The sequence below is a fragment of the Sabulicella glaciei genome, from assembly GCF_026183895.1.
Lineage (GTDB): Bacteria > Pseudomonadota > Alphaproteobacteria > Acetobacterales > Acetobacteraceae > Roseococcus > Roseococcus glaciei.
The window spans coordinates 221361-235593 of record NZ_JAPFQI010000001.1 but is presented as its reverse complement, the minus strand read 5'-3'; the positions used below and the strand labels follow the sequence as shown (position 1 = coordinate 235593).

Here is a 14233-nt window from a genome sequence, read left to right as displayed (position 1 = left end):
ACAGGTGGCGAGGGACAGGGAATGACGGATTGGCGCGAAGAAGCGGCGCGCGCTGTGCCAAAGCTGGACGGCACCTTGACCGTCGCCGGGCTTTCCGCCCCCGCCACGGTCATTCGTGACTCCTTTGGCGTTCCGCATATCCGCGCCGCCACCGTGCGCGACGCCTTCTTCGCGCAGGGCTTCGTCCACGCCCAGGACCGGCTGTTCCAGATGGAGCTGAATCGCCGCCGCGCCCTGGGCCGCGCTGCGGAATGGCTCGGCGCCCCCGCCTTCGCCTCGGACGCGCTGTCGCGCCGCCTCGGCATGGAAGCAGCCAACCGCCGCGACGCCGCCGCGCTGGGCGAGGAAGCCCGCGCCATGCTGGACGCCTACGTGGCCGGAGTGAACGCCTTTCTCGCCTCCGGCGCCCCGCCGCCGCTGGAGTACCGCCTCCTCGATGCGACGCCGGAACCCTGGGAGGGGTGGCATTGCATCGCTGTGATGCGGCGCCTCGGCCTCCTGATGGGATCGGTCTGGTTCAAGCTGTGGCGCGCCGCGGCCTTGCCGCTCGCGGGCGAGGAGGTGACCAAGCTGCGCTACGACGATGGCGGCGGCGACCTCGTGATCGCGCCACCTGGTGCCGAAACCGCGCGCTGGCGCGCCGCGCTTTCCGACCTCGCCCCCGCCGTCGCGGCATTGCTGGAGGAAGCGGCGCCGGACGCGACGGGCGGCGGCAGCAACAACTGGGTCGTGTCGGGCGCCATGTCCGGCACCGGCCGCCCGGTCCTCGCCGGCGACCCGCATCGCGTCTTCGAGGTGCCGAGCATGTATGCCCAGGGCGGGCTGGCCTGCCCCGACTGGGACTTGGTCGGCCTCACCGTTCCCGGTGTTCCCGGCTTCCCCCATTTCGCCGAGAACGGCCGCGTCGCCTATTGCGTGACCCACACCTTCGCCGACATCCACGACCTCTACGTCGAGCGCTTCGACAAGGGGGCGCGCCACGCGCTGTTCGAGGGGGAGTGGGAACCCGTCCGCCGCCGCACCGAGAGCATCGCGATCCGCGGCGAGGCGGCGCGCGAGGTGGAGGTGGTGGAAACGCGCCATGGCCCGGTGATCTGCGGCGAGCCCGCTTCCGGCACCGCGCTGGCGCTGAAGAGTGTGCAGTTCTTCGAAACCGACCTGTCCTTCGACTGCCTGCCCCGCATGCTGCGCGCCACGGGCGTGGAATCCCTTTACGAGGCGACGCGCGGATGGGGGCTGATCGACCACAACCTGCTCGCCGCCGACACGGCGGGTCGCACCGGCTGGCTGCTGCGCGCCCGCGTGCCGCGGCGGGGGCGCGAGAATGGATGGCTGCCCGTGCCCGGCTGGACCGGCGCGCATGAATGGCAGGGCTGGATCCCCTTCGAGGAGATGCCGCGCCTGCTGGACCCCGCGCCCGGCTTCCTCGCCACGGCCAACAACCGCCCGGTGCCCGACGACCATCCGGACTATCTCTGCACCGACTGCCACCCGCCCTATCGCGCGAAGCGCGTCACCGAGTTGCTGAGCGATCCGGAGCTGCGCAGCGTCGACGGCGCGGCGCGCATTCACGCCGACACCTCCTCCCTCCCCGCGCGCGAGATCCAGGCGCGGCTCCGCACCCTCGACGCGCTTCCGCCCGCCTCCGCCGCGCTGCGCGACGAGATCTTGGCCTGGGACGCGCGGATGGATGCCGGGTCGCGTGCGGCAGCGCGCTACATCGCGCTGCGCCTCGCCCTGGTGCGACGCTTCGCGGAGGCGAGCGGCCTCGGCGCCCTGGCCGGCCACCCTTTCCTGGCGCCGCCCCCCGGCACGACGCCGCTGGTACAGCTCTGGTGGGCCATGCCCGCCCTGCTGCGCGCGGATGACACGTCGCTGTTGCGCGGCGCGAACTGGAACACGCTGCTGCGCGCCGCGCTGGAGGAGGCGGCCGCTGCCCGAGCCGACTCAGCCTGGGGCGAGGTGCATCGCCCGCGCCTCGTACACCCGCTTTCGGCCCTGTTCCCCGAAGCCGCCGCCCTGCTCGACCCGCCGGCCGATGCGATCGGCGGCGATGGCGACACGGTTCAGGCCAACGGCCTCGTTGCACCGCTCGGCCCGCGTGCCGCCTATGGCGCGCTGTCCCGCTACGCCTTCGACGTGGGCGGCTGGGAGAACAGCCGCTGGTCCGTCTTCCTCGGCGCCAGCGGCCATCCCGGCAGCCCGCACTACGCCGACCAAAACCCGATCTGGTCCCGCTGCGAGATGGCGCCGATGCGTCCGCGTGAGGCCGCGCTGCGCCAGGAGCTGCGTCCCGGGTGAACCCTATTTCGGAGGCGCGCCGCCCCGGGCCAGGATGCGCGCGACCGTGGGCGCCTTCCCCGGGCTGAACGGCACCGGCCGGCACCCGGCCATGACCAACGTGCCGATCCGCGCCACGCGATAGGCGGCGAGCGCGCCCTGCGCCGCCGATCCGGCGACCATCCCCGTCACCTGCCCCGCCGCGCTCGCCACCGCATCCCCGGCGAGGTCGGCGGCGCCCACCACCGCGCCCTCCACCAGCAGGCGCCGCAGCAGCCGCAACTCCGCTACGCGGCCCGGGCGAAGCCCATAGATCACCATCACCTCGCGCATCAGCATGATCGTGCGCAGCGCGAAGCCGATCATGTCCGCGACCGGATTGCCGCTGAGCGCGACGAAGCCGCCCGCCGTGACGGCGGCGCGCCGGACCGCCGCCTCGGCCCGCGCATCGGCGGCGGAGAGCGGGCCGGCCTCGAAGGCGCGCACCACCTCGGGCGCGGTGCGGGCGCCGGGGATGGCGCGGTTCCAACCTTCCAGCAGGCGCGGCGCCGCGACACCGCGCGACAGGAGGTCGCGCCCCAGCGGCGCCAGCAGATGCGTCGCCGCCTCCGCGGTCGCGGCGGCCGCGATGCGCCGGCGCAGCGCCTCCGCCCCGTCGAGGAGTTGCAGCGCACGCCATTCGCGCCAGGCGAGGCCGCCCGCGCCCAGCACGAAGACGGCGAAGGCCGCCCATCCCACCGCGCCCAGCACCGGGATCTGCGCCGACAGCGCCCAGAGCCAGTCCACCAGCCACACGAGCAGGAGGCCGGAGAGGCCGATTGCCAGCACCCGCCCGGCGCGGCTTCGCGGCGGCTGCGGGGCGCCCGGCGGCGGCTGCGCGTCCTCCATGCGCGGCGGCACCTCGGCCGCGCCCTGGCTGATCTCCGGTGCGAAGACGCGCGGGTCGGTGACGCCCGCGGGCGGCTCCGGCGACGGGGCGCCGGTTGTCAGGCTCGGCCGGAAGAGTGGCGGGTCGCGGTGGTCAGACATGGTCACCGAGCAGGAACTCGATCGCCTCGTCCAGGTGGATGTGGGGCAGGTCGTGCCGGTCCTCCAGCATGCGGGGATCCAGCACGAACTCGGGAAAGCGGAACCCCGTCACCCCCGCGCGACGCAGTGCCTCCCATTGTTGACGCGTCGGACGGCGTGGCGGCGGTGCGGGATAGGCTAGGACCTGGTCGCGCCGCACCTCCCCGGTCTCCCGGTCGCGGATGTTGCCGCGGACCGCCTCGCGCCCATTCGGGTCCACCGCGTCCCGCGTGCAGGCGACCGAGGCCAGCGGCAGCATCCGCGCCTCGAAGCTCGCCACCCCGCTGGCCTGCGCCGCCTGCAACTCACGCAGCAGGTCGCCGAGATGGGTCTCGAGGTTGGGCCAGAAGGAGGAGTGGACGTGATCCGCCTTGGTGACAGCGTAGAGCACCTTCTGCGCCGGCCGCCCGAGCAGCCATTCCCACCAGCCCCGCCCCGGCGTCAGCACCTCCGCGATCTGTGCCAGTGCGGCGCGGGCGTCGGTGTAGGCATGCTCTCCGTCCGACAGGGCAGAGAGCAGGTCGAACAGCACCACCTGCCGCGTTCCCGCCGGGCCGCGCAGGCTGGAAAAGAAAGCCTGTACAGAGTTGCGCTTGAAGGCCTCGAAGCGCTGCGCGAGCACTTGCCCGAAGGACCCCTTCCGCGCAGGGTGCCTGGACGCGCGCAGCGGAAAGAACCGGAACGCCTCCTGCCGCAGCAGGCCGGCGCGCCCGCCCACCTGCTCGGGCCGCAGGAACAGGCCCGGTTGCAGCAGCGACAGGCGATGCTGTGAGCGGCAGGTTTCCAGGAAGACGACATAGGCCTCGTGCGCCGCGATGGCGCGCGCATCGTCATAGGGTGCGGCCGGGTCCACGCGGTCCAGCGCCTGCAGGAAGCCCTGCGCCACGGAGCGGCGCGGCTCCGTCTCCATGGCGGCGAGGGTCGCGGCCGACCACTGCTCGAAGGACATGCGCAGCAGCGGCACGTCCAGCACCCATTCTCCCGGGTAGTCGAGGACGGTGACGTGGACGGAGGAAAGCGATGTCCGTGCTCCCTGCCCCATCACCCGCGCCGCCTGCCGCGCGGCCCAGGAGCGCGCGGCCACCACGGTCAGCTGCACCGTCACGGCGCGCGGCTTCTCCGTCGCCTCTGGCCAGCGGGGCGGGTCCTCGCGCAGCCGCTCCGCATTCTCGTGATAAGGAAACTGCTCCATCGCACCGAGCGCACCGGAAGGCGGAACGAGCCGCGCGCTGTGCAGCCGCCCCTCCGCCGCCGCGCGCCACGCCGCGAAGCCTTGCGGTCGATGGACGGCTTGAAACAGCGCATCCACCAGCGCCGTGATGAAGGCCGTCTTTCCCGCGCGGGAAAGCCCGGTGACGCAGATGCGGATGTCTTTCGCCATCCGGAGGAAGCGTAGGCGCGCGCTGCCCCTCCGGCAACGCCGGTGCTCACGGACCTTTGCCGCGTGCCTCACGGCGATGTGGAAGCAGCCGCGAATTCAAGAGCGGCACGCCAGCAAGAACCGATTGACGGCTCCATAAGGGATTTCTAATTTAGTTTCTCCTTATGCACCCTCTGGCGGAGAGCGGAGTGGCCACGGCCCTCGGGGACGATCTTCAGATCCTGCAGAAGAAGGCCGCGGAAGCGGCACGGCTGCTGCGGCTCCTGTCCAACGAGAAGCGTCTCCTCCTGCTGTGCCACCTCATGGCCGAGGGCGAGATGGGCGTTGGCGCGATGGCGGAAGCTGTCGACCTGTCTCAACCAGCCCTTTCCCAACACCTCGCCCGGCTCCGCGAGGACGGCCTCGTGGCGACGCGGAAGGAGGCGCAGGCGGTGTTCTACCGCCTCGCCGACCCCAGCGCCGGCCGCATCCTCGCCCTTCTGCGCGACATCTACTGCCCTCCCGCCTGATGCCCATCGGAAAGGACGCAACCATGCTGAAGCTCATCTCGCCCCGGGACGCCGCGAAGCTACTGCGCGAGGGCAAGGCCATGCTCGTGGATGTGCGCGAGGCGGACGAGCACGCGCGCGAACGCATTCCCGGCGCCACCTGCCTGCCCCTCTCGAGCCTGGACGAGACGACGCTCGAGGCGGAGGACGATACGACCATCCTGTTTCATTGCCGCTCCGGCGCGCGCACGACCGGCAGCTCCAGCCGGCTTTCCGCCATGGCCGGAACGCATCAGGCCTTCGCCATCCAGGGCGGACTCGAGGCATGGAGACGCGCGGGACTGCCGATGATCCAGGACCGCGGGCAGCCGATCGAGCTGATTCGGCAGGTGCAGATCGCGGCCGGCTCGCTGGTGGTGCTGGGCCTGTTGCTTGGCGTCCTGGTCGCGCCGGGCTTCTTGCTGCTGGCGGGCTTCGTCGGTGCTGGGCTTATCGTTGCGGGCGTCACGGGCACGTGCGGCCTGGCCCGCATCCTGCGCCTGATGCCCTGGAACCGTTCGGGCACGCGCGCGCCCGCCTGAGCGGCGCCTCCGTGGGGGGCGTGGGCCAGTGGCTTGCACCCGGCCCGCGCCGGCGGAATCCTCGCCCCATGACGCCCGCCCCGACACCGCCCTTCACCCCGTCGCGCCAGATCGCGGTGCGCGAGGAATGGCTCGCCCAGGTGCAGGAGGAGGCGCTCGATCCAGCTCTTCCGATCGTGGACCCGCATCATCACCTTTGGGACCGCGAGGGCGAGCGCTACCTGCTCGACGACCTGTTGCGCGACACGGCCTCGGGTCATGATTTGCGCGCGACCGTCTTCGTGCAGTGCGGCGCCATGTACCGCGCCTCCGGCCCGGAGGACGAACGCTCCCTCGGGGAGACGGAGTTCGTGAACGGGGTCGCGGCAGCCAGCGCCAGCGGCACCTACGGTTCCCTGCGGGCCTGCGCCGGCATCGTCGGCTTTGTGGACCTTACCCTCGGCGATCGCGTCACGCCGCTGCTGGAGGCGCATCTTGCGGCAGCTGGGGCGCGCTTCCGCGGCGTGCGCAACCGCACCGCCTGGCACCCCTCGCCGGAGGTTCGCTCCAACCTCCTTTCGCCGCCACCGGGGCCGCTGGAGAACCCGCGCTTCGTCGAGGGCGCCCGGCGTCTCGCGGCCCAGCGCCTCGTGCTCGACATCTGGGCCTACCAGACGCAGCTGCCACACGTCCTCGCCGTCGCGCGCGCCGTGCCGGAACTGACCGTGGTGGTGAATCATTGCGGCGGCCCGCTCGGCGTCGGCCCCTTCGCCGGGCGCCGCGCCGAAGGCTTCGAGGAGTGGCGGCGCGAGGTGCTGGCGCTTGCCGCGCTGCCCAACACGGTGATGAAGCTGGGCGGCCTCGCCATGGAGGTGGGTGGCCACGACTTCCATCTTCATGACCTGCCGCCGCGCTCGGCCACGCTGGCGGAGGCATGGCGCCCCGTGATCCACACGCTGATCGAGGCCTTCGGCGCGCGGCGCTGCATGTTCGAAAGCAACTTTCCCGTGGACAAGGGGATGTGCGGCTATGGCGTGCTGTGGAACGCCTTCAAGCGTCTTGCCGCCGGCACCTCCGAGGCGGAGCGCACCGCGCTGTTCTCCGGCACGGCGACACGGGTCTACCGTCTGCAAGACGCGCCGGGTTGCGAAGGCCTGGCCGCTTAGTCGGAGGCACCGGCCGGCGCCAGGATTCCAGCACGCCACCCTCGTGCAACCGGCGCGGGTGCTGCGCGCTCGGGGCCCGCGTCGTCGCTATGATGCATGGAGGCGCGCCAAGCATTCATGCCGTCGCATTTTCCCCTCGACTTCGGCCGAGGCGGACCATACCCTCCAACTGCGGGTGCGATCAGCCGGGTTCTGCCTCGTCTAGAATATGCGGTGCTTGCTGTGTGGAGCGGGCCGCACGGGGGGGCGATTCGTTGGTGGCTGGCAGCTATCTTAGGATCGACACGGTCGGGCGTTCGTCGGACGGCGCGTCATCGCGCAGGCACCCACGGCCATTTCCGCCATCGTGGGCGCGCCTGCTGGAAGGTGCAGGCATCCCGACCTTCGACGCGGACCGCCGCTGGGTGTCGAAGTCCCAGTCGGTTTCGGAACTCGACAGCAACAGGAATGGCGTCGCCAGCGCGCGGCTGACGTTCGGGACCGAGGGCTGGAAGCGCGACGCGGACGTCGCGGAGCCCGAGGGGCCGACCTCCGATAAGCCGCCGCTCCAAGGCAGCCATGGCGGGGGAGGGCGCGACGCTGCATCGGATACGGGAGGTGGGGAAGGGCCTCCCATCAACCGCGCGCCGCGACCCTCCTCCACGCGGCGGGCGAGGAAGCGCCGCCCGGCGTTAGCGCCCTCCCGCGCGGAGTTCCTGGCGCGCCGGTGCGGGGACGCAAGATGATGCGCCGTCTTCTCCCCGTCGATGCCGGCGCCATCGGCAGCCTCGTCCAGGCTCAACTGGCGAACGAGGCCGAACAGATCCGCATCACCCAGGGCCCGCCCGGCCTTGCTGCGAGGACCTAGCTCTGGAAAGTGATGCAGGCCTCCAACCGCCTTAGCGCCACCGATCGCGTCTCTGTGGCGCTGGTCGAGGCACGTCGCGGGGGCGGAACGGCATTGCCCGTGCGGCGGCCGTGACGCTGCTGCAGGCCATGCCAACTCCGATGGGCGCGGCCCTTACCCGGATGGATACCGCCAGGGCCGGTCAGGCTGCGGCGCCTCCTCATCCAGCGCCCATTGCGGCAGGGCGATGTCCTGCGCCACGTCGGTGAACACCATGCGCACCCGCGAGCCGATCCCGACCTTACGCACCATCTCGGGCGGCGCCAGCACCCCGTCCGGGGTCACGAGGTTCCCGAGCACGCGGATCGCCTCATGCTCGGTGGGCTGACTGCGCTGGGTGTCCAGCTCCACCAGCAACACCAGGTAGGGCGCGGCTTCCCGGAAGCCCGGATGGATGGCGTGATGCACCTCGGTGTAGGAATGCACCGTGCCGCGCCCCGCCACCGGCACCCACTCCGCGCGCGGATCGCCGCACCAGGGGCAAGCGGTGCCGGGCGGATAGCGCACCAGCCCGCAGGCATCGCAGCGCTGGAGATGAAAGGAGTGCCGCGCGCATAAGCCGAAATAGGCGCGGTTCTCGTGGTCCTGGTCGTCCAGGCGCAGCGGCATGCCTAGATACTCGGCTTGGATCGTCATGGCCTTTTCCTTCAGCCGCGCCGCATCACCAGGGCCGAGCCGGTGCCGGGATTGGCCCAGCCCAGGTTGGCCGTCAGTTCCACGTCGCGTACCTGCCGGCAGCCGCCCTCGCGATAGTCATGGGTGTGGATCCGCTTGCCATCCGCTCCGACCGGACAGGAATCGTCGGCGTCGTGCCGAAGCTGGCGGACATTCTCGATCACCATGTTGATGCCATGCGTGTATCCCTCGCAGAGATGGCCGCCGCTCGTGTTGTTGGGCCGCTTGCCACTCAGGCGCATGGTGCCGTCGCTGACATAGGCGCCCCCCTCGCCCTTGGCGCAGAAGCCGTAATCCTCCAGCTGCATCAGCGTGGTGAAAGTGAAGGCGTCGTAGGAGCCGGTGACGTCGATCTCCTCCGGACCCACGTCCGCATTGGGCCAGAGGATTTCCCGTGCATACTTGGCCGCGACGGTGGAGATCGGTCCCGCCTGGTAGTGCATGTCGATGCGCGGCTTGCAGCAGCGCCCCACCGTCGCGCGGATCAGCGCCGGGACGTGCCGGCAGTCCCGCGCCCGATCCGCCCGCGTGACGATGATGCAGGTGCCGCTGTCGGTTTCCACGCAGCAATCCAGCAGGTGCAGCGGCGTGCAGATCATCCGGCTGGAAAGCACGTCCTCCACCGTCACCCGCTTGGGGTAGAGCGCCTTTGGATTGTTCGAGGCGTGTTCGCTGTGGATCACCTTCACCATCGCCACCTGCTCCGGCGTGGTGCCGTAATCGTGCATGTGGCGCATGAAGGAGGGGGCGAACCACTGCCCCGGGCTCTCCCATCCGTAGGGCCGCCCGTGCAGGGCATCGCCCACCACGGGGATCGCCGCGCGGACGCCCGTGCCGCCGATCCGGACCTGGGAATAGCCGTTGAAGGCGCGGTAGATCGCGACGGTGCGGCACATCCCCGCCTCGATCACCCCCATCGCCATGCCGATCAGCGCCTCGGTGGTCGAACCGCCGCCATGCACATCCATGAAGAAGTTGGGCCGGATGCCCAGATCGCCGGCGACAAAGGTGGAGGGCGTGGAGTCGCTGCCGTACTGGTAGGAAAGCAGCCCATCCACGTCGCCGGGCCTCAGCCCCGCATCCTCCATCGCGTTGCGGATGGCCCAGGTCGCGAGCGCCCGCGTGGTCAGGCCGGAGCCGCGCGAATATTTCGTCTCCCCCACGCCGACGATGGCGTATTTGTCGCGCAGGTGGCGCGGCGTGGTGGTGTCGGTTTCCGCCGAGAGCGGCATGCGTTCCCCCTTCCTCTCCGAGGGCGTCATTCCGCGCGCCGGAAGCGCGGCAGGGTGGCGCCGTCGAATTCGTGGAACTCGGCCCGCACCGCGTCGCGGATCGCGAGGCCCGGCTCGCCATGGGCCATCAGGCGGAAGCCCTCCGCCATGTCCACCAGCAGCAGCGTGTAGGGCGCGTGTCGTCGCAGCGCCTCGGTCGGGGCGCGCGAAACCACCGTCACGGCGTGCACGGTCCCGCGCCCCGTCGCTTCGCGCCGTTCGGGCTCGGCACTGCCGCAACGCGGACAAAAGCCGCGGGCGAAATACCAGGTTGCGCCGCATCCGCCGCAGCGCTGGAAGGCAATCGCCGTCATCGCGCCCGCTCCAGGAACAGGCTGACATGGGACGACAGCACGCCCCCATCCCCGTGCAGGAGCGCGGCCGGGACGCCACGCACCTGCCGCGGCCCGGCGCGCCCCATCATCTGGATTTGCGCTTCCGCGAGATGCGCGATGGCGCCGCCCACGCCGCAATGCCCGTAGCTGAGCAGGCCGCCATGGGTGTTCAGCGGCATCGCGCCACCCCGCCCGAAATGCCCGTCCCGCGCCAGGGCCCCTGCCCCGCCGCGCGGCGCCAGCCCGATCTCCTCAAGCAGGATCGCGAGGGTGATGGTGAAGCTGTCATACACCGCCGCATAGCGCGCGTCGGACACCGCCATTCCGGACGCCTCGCTCGCCCGCGCCACCGCCTCGGCCGCGCCGAACCGCACGAGGCTCGGCGCCTCGCTGACATGCTGGTGCGTGTGCGCCTGGCCGCAGCCGCGGATCCGCACGCCATCATCCCCCGGCCGTTCGCGCGTCACCACGAAGGCCGCGCCGCCATCCGAGACCGGACAGCAATCGAGGAACTTCAGTGGCGCGGCGATGGGGCGGGAGGCCATCACCTCCTCCACCGTCACCGCTTCGGTGAGTTGGGCGCCGGGCGTGTCCCCGGCGTGGCGGCGCATCAGAACCGCAAGCTCCGCGAGATCCTCCTGCCGTACCCCGTACTCGTGCATGTAGCGGGAAGCGACGAGCCCGTAATAGGCGGGAATGGTCGGGCCGAAGGGCACCTCGTATTCCGGATGCCCCACCTGGGCGAGGCTCCGCACCGCCTCGTCCCGCGTCTGCCCGCTGAGCCGGTTCTCGCCCGCCACGACCAGCACGTTCCGGACCACGCCGGATTCCACCAGCGCATGCGCCACCATCGCCATCGCGAAGCCCGTGGCCCCGCCGACCTGGACCGCGTGGCAATAGCGTGGCTGGACCCCGAAATGCTCGGCGAAGACCGTGGCCAGCATGATGTGTGGCAGGGTGGTGGAATAGCCGCACAACACCCCTTCCACTTCGCGCCGCTCCAACTCCGCATCGGCTAGGGCAAGCGATGCCGCTTCCGACATCAGGTCCAGCGTGGTGCGGCCGGGCAGCCGTCCGAAGGGGGTCAGCCCGACTCCCGCGATCCAGCTCATGCGCGCCGCGCCTTCCGCGCGGGCGGCACGGCATTCCCTTCGGCCAGCAGCGCCGAGAGCGCCGCCGCCTCCCGCTGCAGCATGGTGGCGAGTTTCGCTTCGCGTTCGCGCATGCGGTCGATGGTGCCGGCCAGGCTGAAGGCGCCCACCACGTCGCCCAACGGGCCCCGCACCGGCACGCTGACCCCGCCCATCCCCTCATAAGTGTTACCGAGCAGGACGAGGTAGCCGCGCTTGCGCGCCGCCGCCATCTCCGCCCGGATTGCGTCCAGCGGCAGGCGCGACATCGCTTCCAGCCGCGGCGTCACCTGCTCCAGCAGTGCTTCGGCCTCCGCCTCCGGAAGCCAGGCGAGCAGGCCGAGGCTGCTCGCGCCGACGCCAAGCGGACGCCGAGTGCCCACCTGCAGGATGTTCGGCTGCATCGGGAAATCGCCGACTTCCCGCGCGATGTAGGCGGCCTCCGTCCCGCTCCGCACTGAGAGCAGCGCCGTGTCGCCCGAGGCAGCAGCGAGGCGCAGCAGCCCCGGCGCCGCCAGCGCGGCGAGGTTGGGCACGGCGCGCCGCGCCGCGGCCATCACCAGCGCCTCACGCCCCAGCGCATAGGTCTTCGTGCCGGGCACGCGCTGCACGAAGCCTTCCGCTGTCAGCGTCTCGAGGATCCGCAGCGCCGTCACCTTGTTCAGCCGCGCCGCCTCCGCGATGGCCGTCAGGCGCATGGGGGCGGGTCCGGAAAGGGCACGCAGCACCGCGCAGACCTTCTGCACGGCATTGGTCACGGGCGGGGACGATGCGGTCATCTCGGGTCCAGGCGGCTGATCGGGAGGGAGCATGCCCCGTCGCGGCCCGCCCGGCACGAGAGCATGCTTTTCATCCTCAAGAATTCGCCCGAAGTTATGCCCCAAGGAACAATCCCCACGCCTTCATCGTTGTTTATGCTCGGCTTCTGGCGCATCTTCAAGCATCCGGCGCCAAGCACCCCTTCGTGTTCCGCTGGGCAGAAAATCCGACCGGGCGAGCGCCCGGCGCTTCGAGGAGGGAGGAACGGGTGGTCGAGGGACTTCAGATCGGGCGGCGCACCCTGCTCGGCGCCGGGGCCACGCTTGCCGCGCTGGGCCCCGCCATGGCCCAGGAAAGCTACCCCAACCGCCCCGTGGTGCTCGTCACCGGCTACCCGCCCGGTGGCCACACGGACATCACGACCCGTGCCCTGGCGGAGCACATGGCACGCAGCCTCGGCCAGCCCGTGGTGGTGGAGAACAAGCCGGGCGCCGCCACGGCGATCGCCGCGCAGCAGGCGGTCCAGGCGCGCCCGGACGGCTACCAGCTGCTGATGGGGACGGCGAGCCTCGCCATCAATCCGGCATTGCAGCCCGGCACCCCGCCCCAGGACCCGCGCCGCGAGTTGCTTCCGGTCGGCATGGCCTACCGGACCTCCTTCGTGCTGCACGTCCACGCCGACCTGCCGGTGCGGAGCCTTCCGGAGTTCCTCGCCTTTGCGAAGGAGCGTCCTGGCCGGCTGAACTACGGCAGTGGCGGCAATGGCGCGGTGAACCACCTCGCCTTCGCGCTGCTGTGCCAGCAGACGGGGCTGGACATGGTCCATGTGCCCTATCGGGGCGACCCGCCGGCGACGCTGGACCTCCAGGCCGGGCGCGTGCAGGCCATCTTCCAGTCGCCCGTCGCGGCCGCGCCCTCCGTCGCCGCAGGGAAGACGCGCGCCCTGGCCGTGTCCTCGCGCGACAGGCTCCGGGGCTGGCCGGAACTGCCGGCGGTGGCCGAGCTCCTGCCGGGGTACGAGGCGGTGTTCTGGCAAGGCCTTTTCGCACCGATCGGCACGCCGGAGCCGGTCACCGCGAAGCTGGCCGCCGCGCTGCGCGCCGCGACGGACGACGCGGAACTTCGCGAGGCGATGGAGCGACGCGGCGTCACCTTGGTTTCCGGCGACGCCGATTACTTGCAACGCCTGCTGGCGGAGGACACGGAGCGCTGGGGCGGGCTGATCCGCAGCGCCGGAATCCGCGCGGAATGAGCCCCTTCGCCATGCGCCGCCGCCACGCCTTCGCCGCCGGGCTCGCCCTGCCCTTCGCCCGCACCGCCTTCGCGCAGGGGGATTATCCCAGCCGTCCCGTCACGGTCGTCATCGGCTTCACGCCTGCCGGGCTGACCGACACGATGACGCGCATCATCGCTGGGCGCATGGGGCGCGAGCTGGGCCAGAACCTCGTGGTGGAGAACCGGCCTGGCGCCGCAACCTCCATCGCCTCCGCCCATGTCGCCCAGGCGCGGGCGGATGGCTACACGCTGCTGATGGGGACTGCGAGCCTCGCCATCAACCCGGCGCTGCAGCCCAGCCTGCCGCCGCGCGACCCGCGGCAGGATCTGGCGCCGGTGGGCATGGCCTATGAGAGTCCCTTCCTGCTGATCGTTCGCGCCGACCTGCCCATCCGCGACCTTGCGGACTTCGTCGCCCATGCCCGCGCCCATCCCGGCCGGATCGAGATGGGCAGCTCCGGCACCGGCGCGACCAACCACCTGCTGATCGCGATGCTGGCGCGCGAGGCCGGGATCCAGCTGGAACACATCCCCTATCGCGGCGCCGCGGCCGCGCTGACCGACCTGCGCGGCGGCCGCATCGCCGCCACCTGGGCCACGCCTCCCGATGCCATGCCGCTGGTCGGGGACGGGACGGCACGCGCGCTGGCCGTCTCTTCGCGCGAGCGCATGCGAACCCTGCCCGATGTCCCCGCGGCGCCGGAAACCCTGCCGGGCGTCCACGGCACTTTCTGGCAGGGTCTCTTCGCGCCGCCCGGGACGCCCGAGCCCGTGCTGGCCCGCCTCGGCGCCGCCTTGGACGCCGCGACGCGCGACCCCGAGATCGTCCGCCGCGCGGAGGAAAGCGGCGTCGTGATGCGGCCTGGGGATGGCGGTGCGCTGCGGGCCTATCTCGCTTCCGAGACGGAGCGCTGGAGCACGCTGATCCGGGCGGCGAACATCAGGGCGGAGTGATCGCG

The 14233-nt window shown here is 71.5% G+C and carries 14 protein-coding genes; 7 read left to right on the top strand and 7 right to left on the bottom strand.

Annotation, left to right across the window (positions count from 1 at the left end; translation table 11 throughout):
- Positions 1–21: 21 nt before the first annotated feature.
- Positions 22–2301, top strand: coding sequence for a penicillin acylase family protein (locus tag OF850_RS01040; protein ID WP_301587806.1), 2280 nt, complete (start codon positions 22–24; stop codon positions 2299–2301).
- Positions 2302–2304: 3 nt separating this feature from the next.
- Here the strand turns inward: OF850_RS01040 and OF850_RS01035 are convergent, their stop codons facing one another.
- Together OF850_RS01035 and OF850_RS01030 are read right to left on the bottom strand one after the other, a co-directional pair.
- Entirely contained in the window at positions 2305–3309 is a 1005-nt protein-coding gene (locus OF850_RS01035) for a DUF697 domain-containing protein (RefSeq protein WP_301587805.1), read from the bottom strand.
- Positions 3302–4729, bottom strand: coding sequence for a YcjX family protein (locus tag OF850_RS01030; protein ID WP_301587804.1), 1428 nt, complete (start codon positions 4727–4729; stop codon positions 3302–3304). Before OF850_RS01030 ends, OF850_RS01035 begins: the two co-directional genes overlap by 8 nt.
- 188 nt (positions 4730–4917) lie before the next feature.
- Between OF850_RS01030 and OF850_RS01025 the strand changes: the two genes are divergently transcribed.
- From OF850_RS01025 to OF850_RS01010, 4 genes are all read left to right on the top strand, one after another.
- Positions 4918–5238 carry an ArsR/SmtB family transcription factor gene (locus OF850_RS01025; protein ID WP_301587803.1) on the top strand — a complete coding sequence of 107 codons (321 nt, stop codon included), beginning with the start codon at positions 4918–4920 and terminating at the stop codon, positions 5236–5238.
- A 23-nt stretch (positions 5239–5261) separates the two neighbouring features.
- A complete protein-coding gene (locus OF850_RS01020; protein ID WP_301587802.1) occupies positions 5262–5798 on the top strand; it encodes a rhodanese family protein in 537 nt (178 codons plus the stop codon).
- A gap of 68 nt (positions 5799–5866) precedes the next feature.
- A complete protein-coding gene (locus tag OF850_RS01015) occupies positions 5867–6943 on the top strand; it encodes an amidohydrolase family protein (RefSeq protein WP_301587801.1) in 1077 nt (358 codons plus the stop codon).
- Positions 6944–7664: 721 nt separating this feature from the next.
- Positions 7665–7790 (top strand): hypothetical protein, encoded by a 126-nt coding sequence (locus OF850_RS01010; protein WP_301587800.1) that lies wholly within the window; start codon positions 7665–7667, stop codon positions 7788–7790.
- 153 nt (positions 7791–7943) lie between these two features.
- Here the strand turns inward: OF850_RS01010 and OF850_RS01005 are convergent, their stop codons facing one another.
- The 5 genes from OF850_RS01005 to OF850_RS00985 are packed head-to-tail and all read right to left on the bottom strand — an operon-like array spanning position 7944 to position 12019.
- Entirely contained in the window at positions 7944–8465 is a 522-nt protein-coding gene (locus tag OF850_RS01005; RefSeq protein ID WP_301587799.1) for a Zn-ribbon domain-containing OB-fold protein, read from the bottom strand.
- Between the two features lie 11 nt (positions 8466–8476).
- Entirely contained in the window at positions 8477–9736 is a 1260-nt protein-coding gene (locus tag OF850_RS01000; RefSeq protein WP_301587798.1) for a thiolase C-terminal domain-containing protein, read from the bottom strand.
- 26 nt (positions 9737–9762) lie between these two features.
- Positions 9763–10089, bottom strand: a complete 327-nt coding sequence (locus OF850_RS00995; protein WP_301587797.1) for a Zn-ribbon domain-containing OB-fold protein — start codon at positions 10087–10089, stop codon at positions 9763–9765.
- Positions 10086–11222, bottom strand: a complete 1137-nt coding sequence (locus tag OF850_RS00990) for a thiolase family protein (RefSeq protein WP_301587796.1) — start codon at positions 11220–11222, stop codon at positions 10086–10088. The genes OF850_RS00995 and OF850_RS00990 overlap by 4 nt, the downstream gene beginning before the upstream one ends.
- Complete coding sequence (locus OF850_RS00985; RefSeq protein ID WP_301587795.1) at positions 11219–12019, bottom strand: IclR family transcriptional regulator; 801 nt, start codon at positions 12017–12019, stop codon at positions 11219–11221. Before OF850_RS00985 ends, OF850_RS00990 begins: the two co-directional genes overlap by 4 nt.
- A 248-nt stretch (positions 12020–12267) precedes the next feature.
- Between OF850_RS00985 and OF850_RS00980 the strand changes: the two genes are divergently transcribed.
- A complete protein-coding gene (locus OF850_RS00980) occupies positions 12268–13251 on the top strand; it encodes a Bug family tripartite tricarboxylate transporter substrate binding protein (RefSeq protein ID WP_301587794.1) in 984 nt (327 codons plus the stop codon).
- Positions 13248–14228, top strand: a complete 981-nt coding sequence (locus tag OF850_RS00975) for a Bug family tripartite tricarboxylate transporter substrate binding protein (protein ID WP_301587793.1) — start codon at positions 13248–13250, stop codon at positions 14226–14228. The genes OF850_RS00980 and OF850_RS00975 overlap by 4 nt, the downstream gene beginning before the upstream one ends.
- Positions 14229–14233 lie beyond the last annotated feature (5 nt).

Coding starts and splice junctions, on each gene's coding strand:
- OF850_RS01040 (WP_301587806.1), top strand. CDS start 22: ATGACGGATTGGCGCGAAGAAGCGGCGCGCGCTGTGCCAAAGCTGGAC.
- OF850_RS01035 (WP_301587805.1), bottom strand. CDS start 3,309: ATGTCTGACCACCGCGACCCGCCACTCTTCCGGCCGAGCCTGACAACC.
- OF850_RS01030 (WP_301587804.1), bottom strand. CDS start 4,729: ATGGCGAAAGACATCCGCATCTGCGTCACCGGGCTTTCCCGCGCGGGA.
- OF850_RS01020 (WP_301587802.1), top strand. CDS start 5,262: ATGCTGAAGCTCATCTCGCCCCGGGACGCCGCGAAGCTACTGCGCGAG.
- OF850_RS01015 (WP_301587801.1), top strand. CDS start 5,867: ATGACGCCCGCCCCGACACCGCCCTTCACCCCGTCGCGCCAGATCGCG.
- OF850_RS01010 (WP_301587800.1), top strand. CDS start 7,665: ATGATGCGCCGTCTTCTCCCCGTCGATGCCGGCGCCATCGGCAGCCTC.
- OF850_RS01005 (WP_301587799.1), bottom strand. CDS start 8,465: ATGACGATCCAAGCCGAGTATCTAGGCATGCCGCTGCGCCTGGACGAC.
- OF850_RS01000 (WP_301587798.1), bottom strand. CDS start 9,736: ATGCCGCTCTCGGCGGAAACCGACACCACCACGCCGCGCCACCTGCGC.
- OF850_RS00995 (WP_301587797.1), bottom strand. CDS start 10,089: ATGACGGCGATTGCCTTCCAGCGCTGCGGCGGATGCGGCGCAACCTGG.
- OF850_RS00990 (WP_301587796.1), bottom strand. CDS start 11,222: ATGAGCTGGATCGCGGGAGTCGGGCTGACCCCCTTCGGACGGCTGCCC.
- OF850_RS00985 (WP_301587795.1), bottom strand. CDS start 12,019: ATGACCGCATCGTCCCCGCCCGTGACCAATGCCGTGCAGAAGGTCTGC.
- OF850_RS00975 (WP_301587793.1), top strand. CDS start 13,248: ATGAGCCCCTTCGCCATGCGCCGCCGCCACGCCTTCGCCGCCGGGCTC.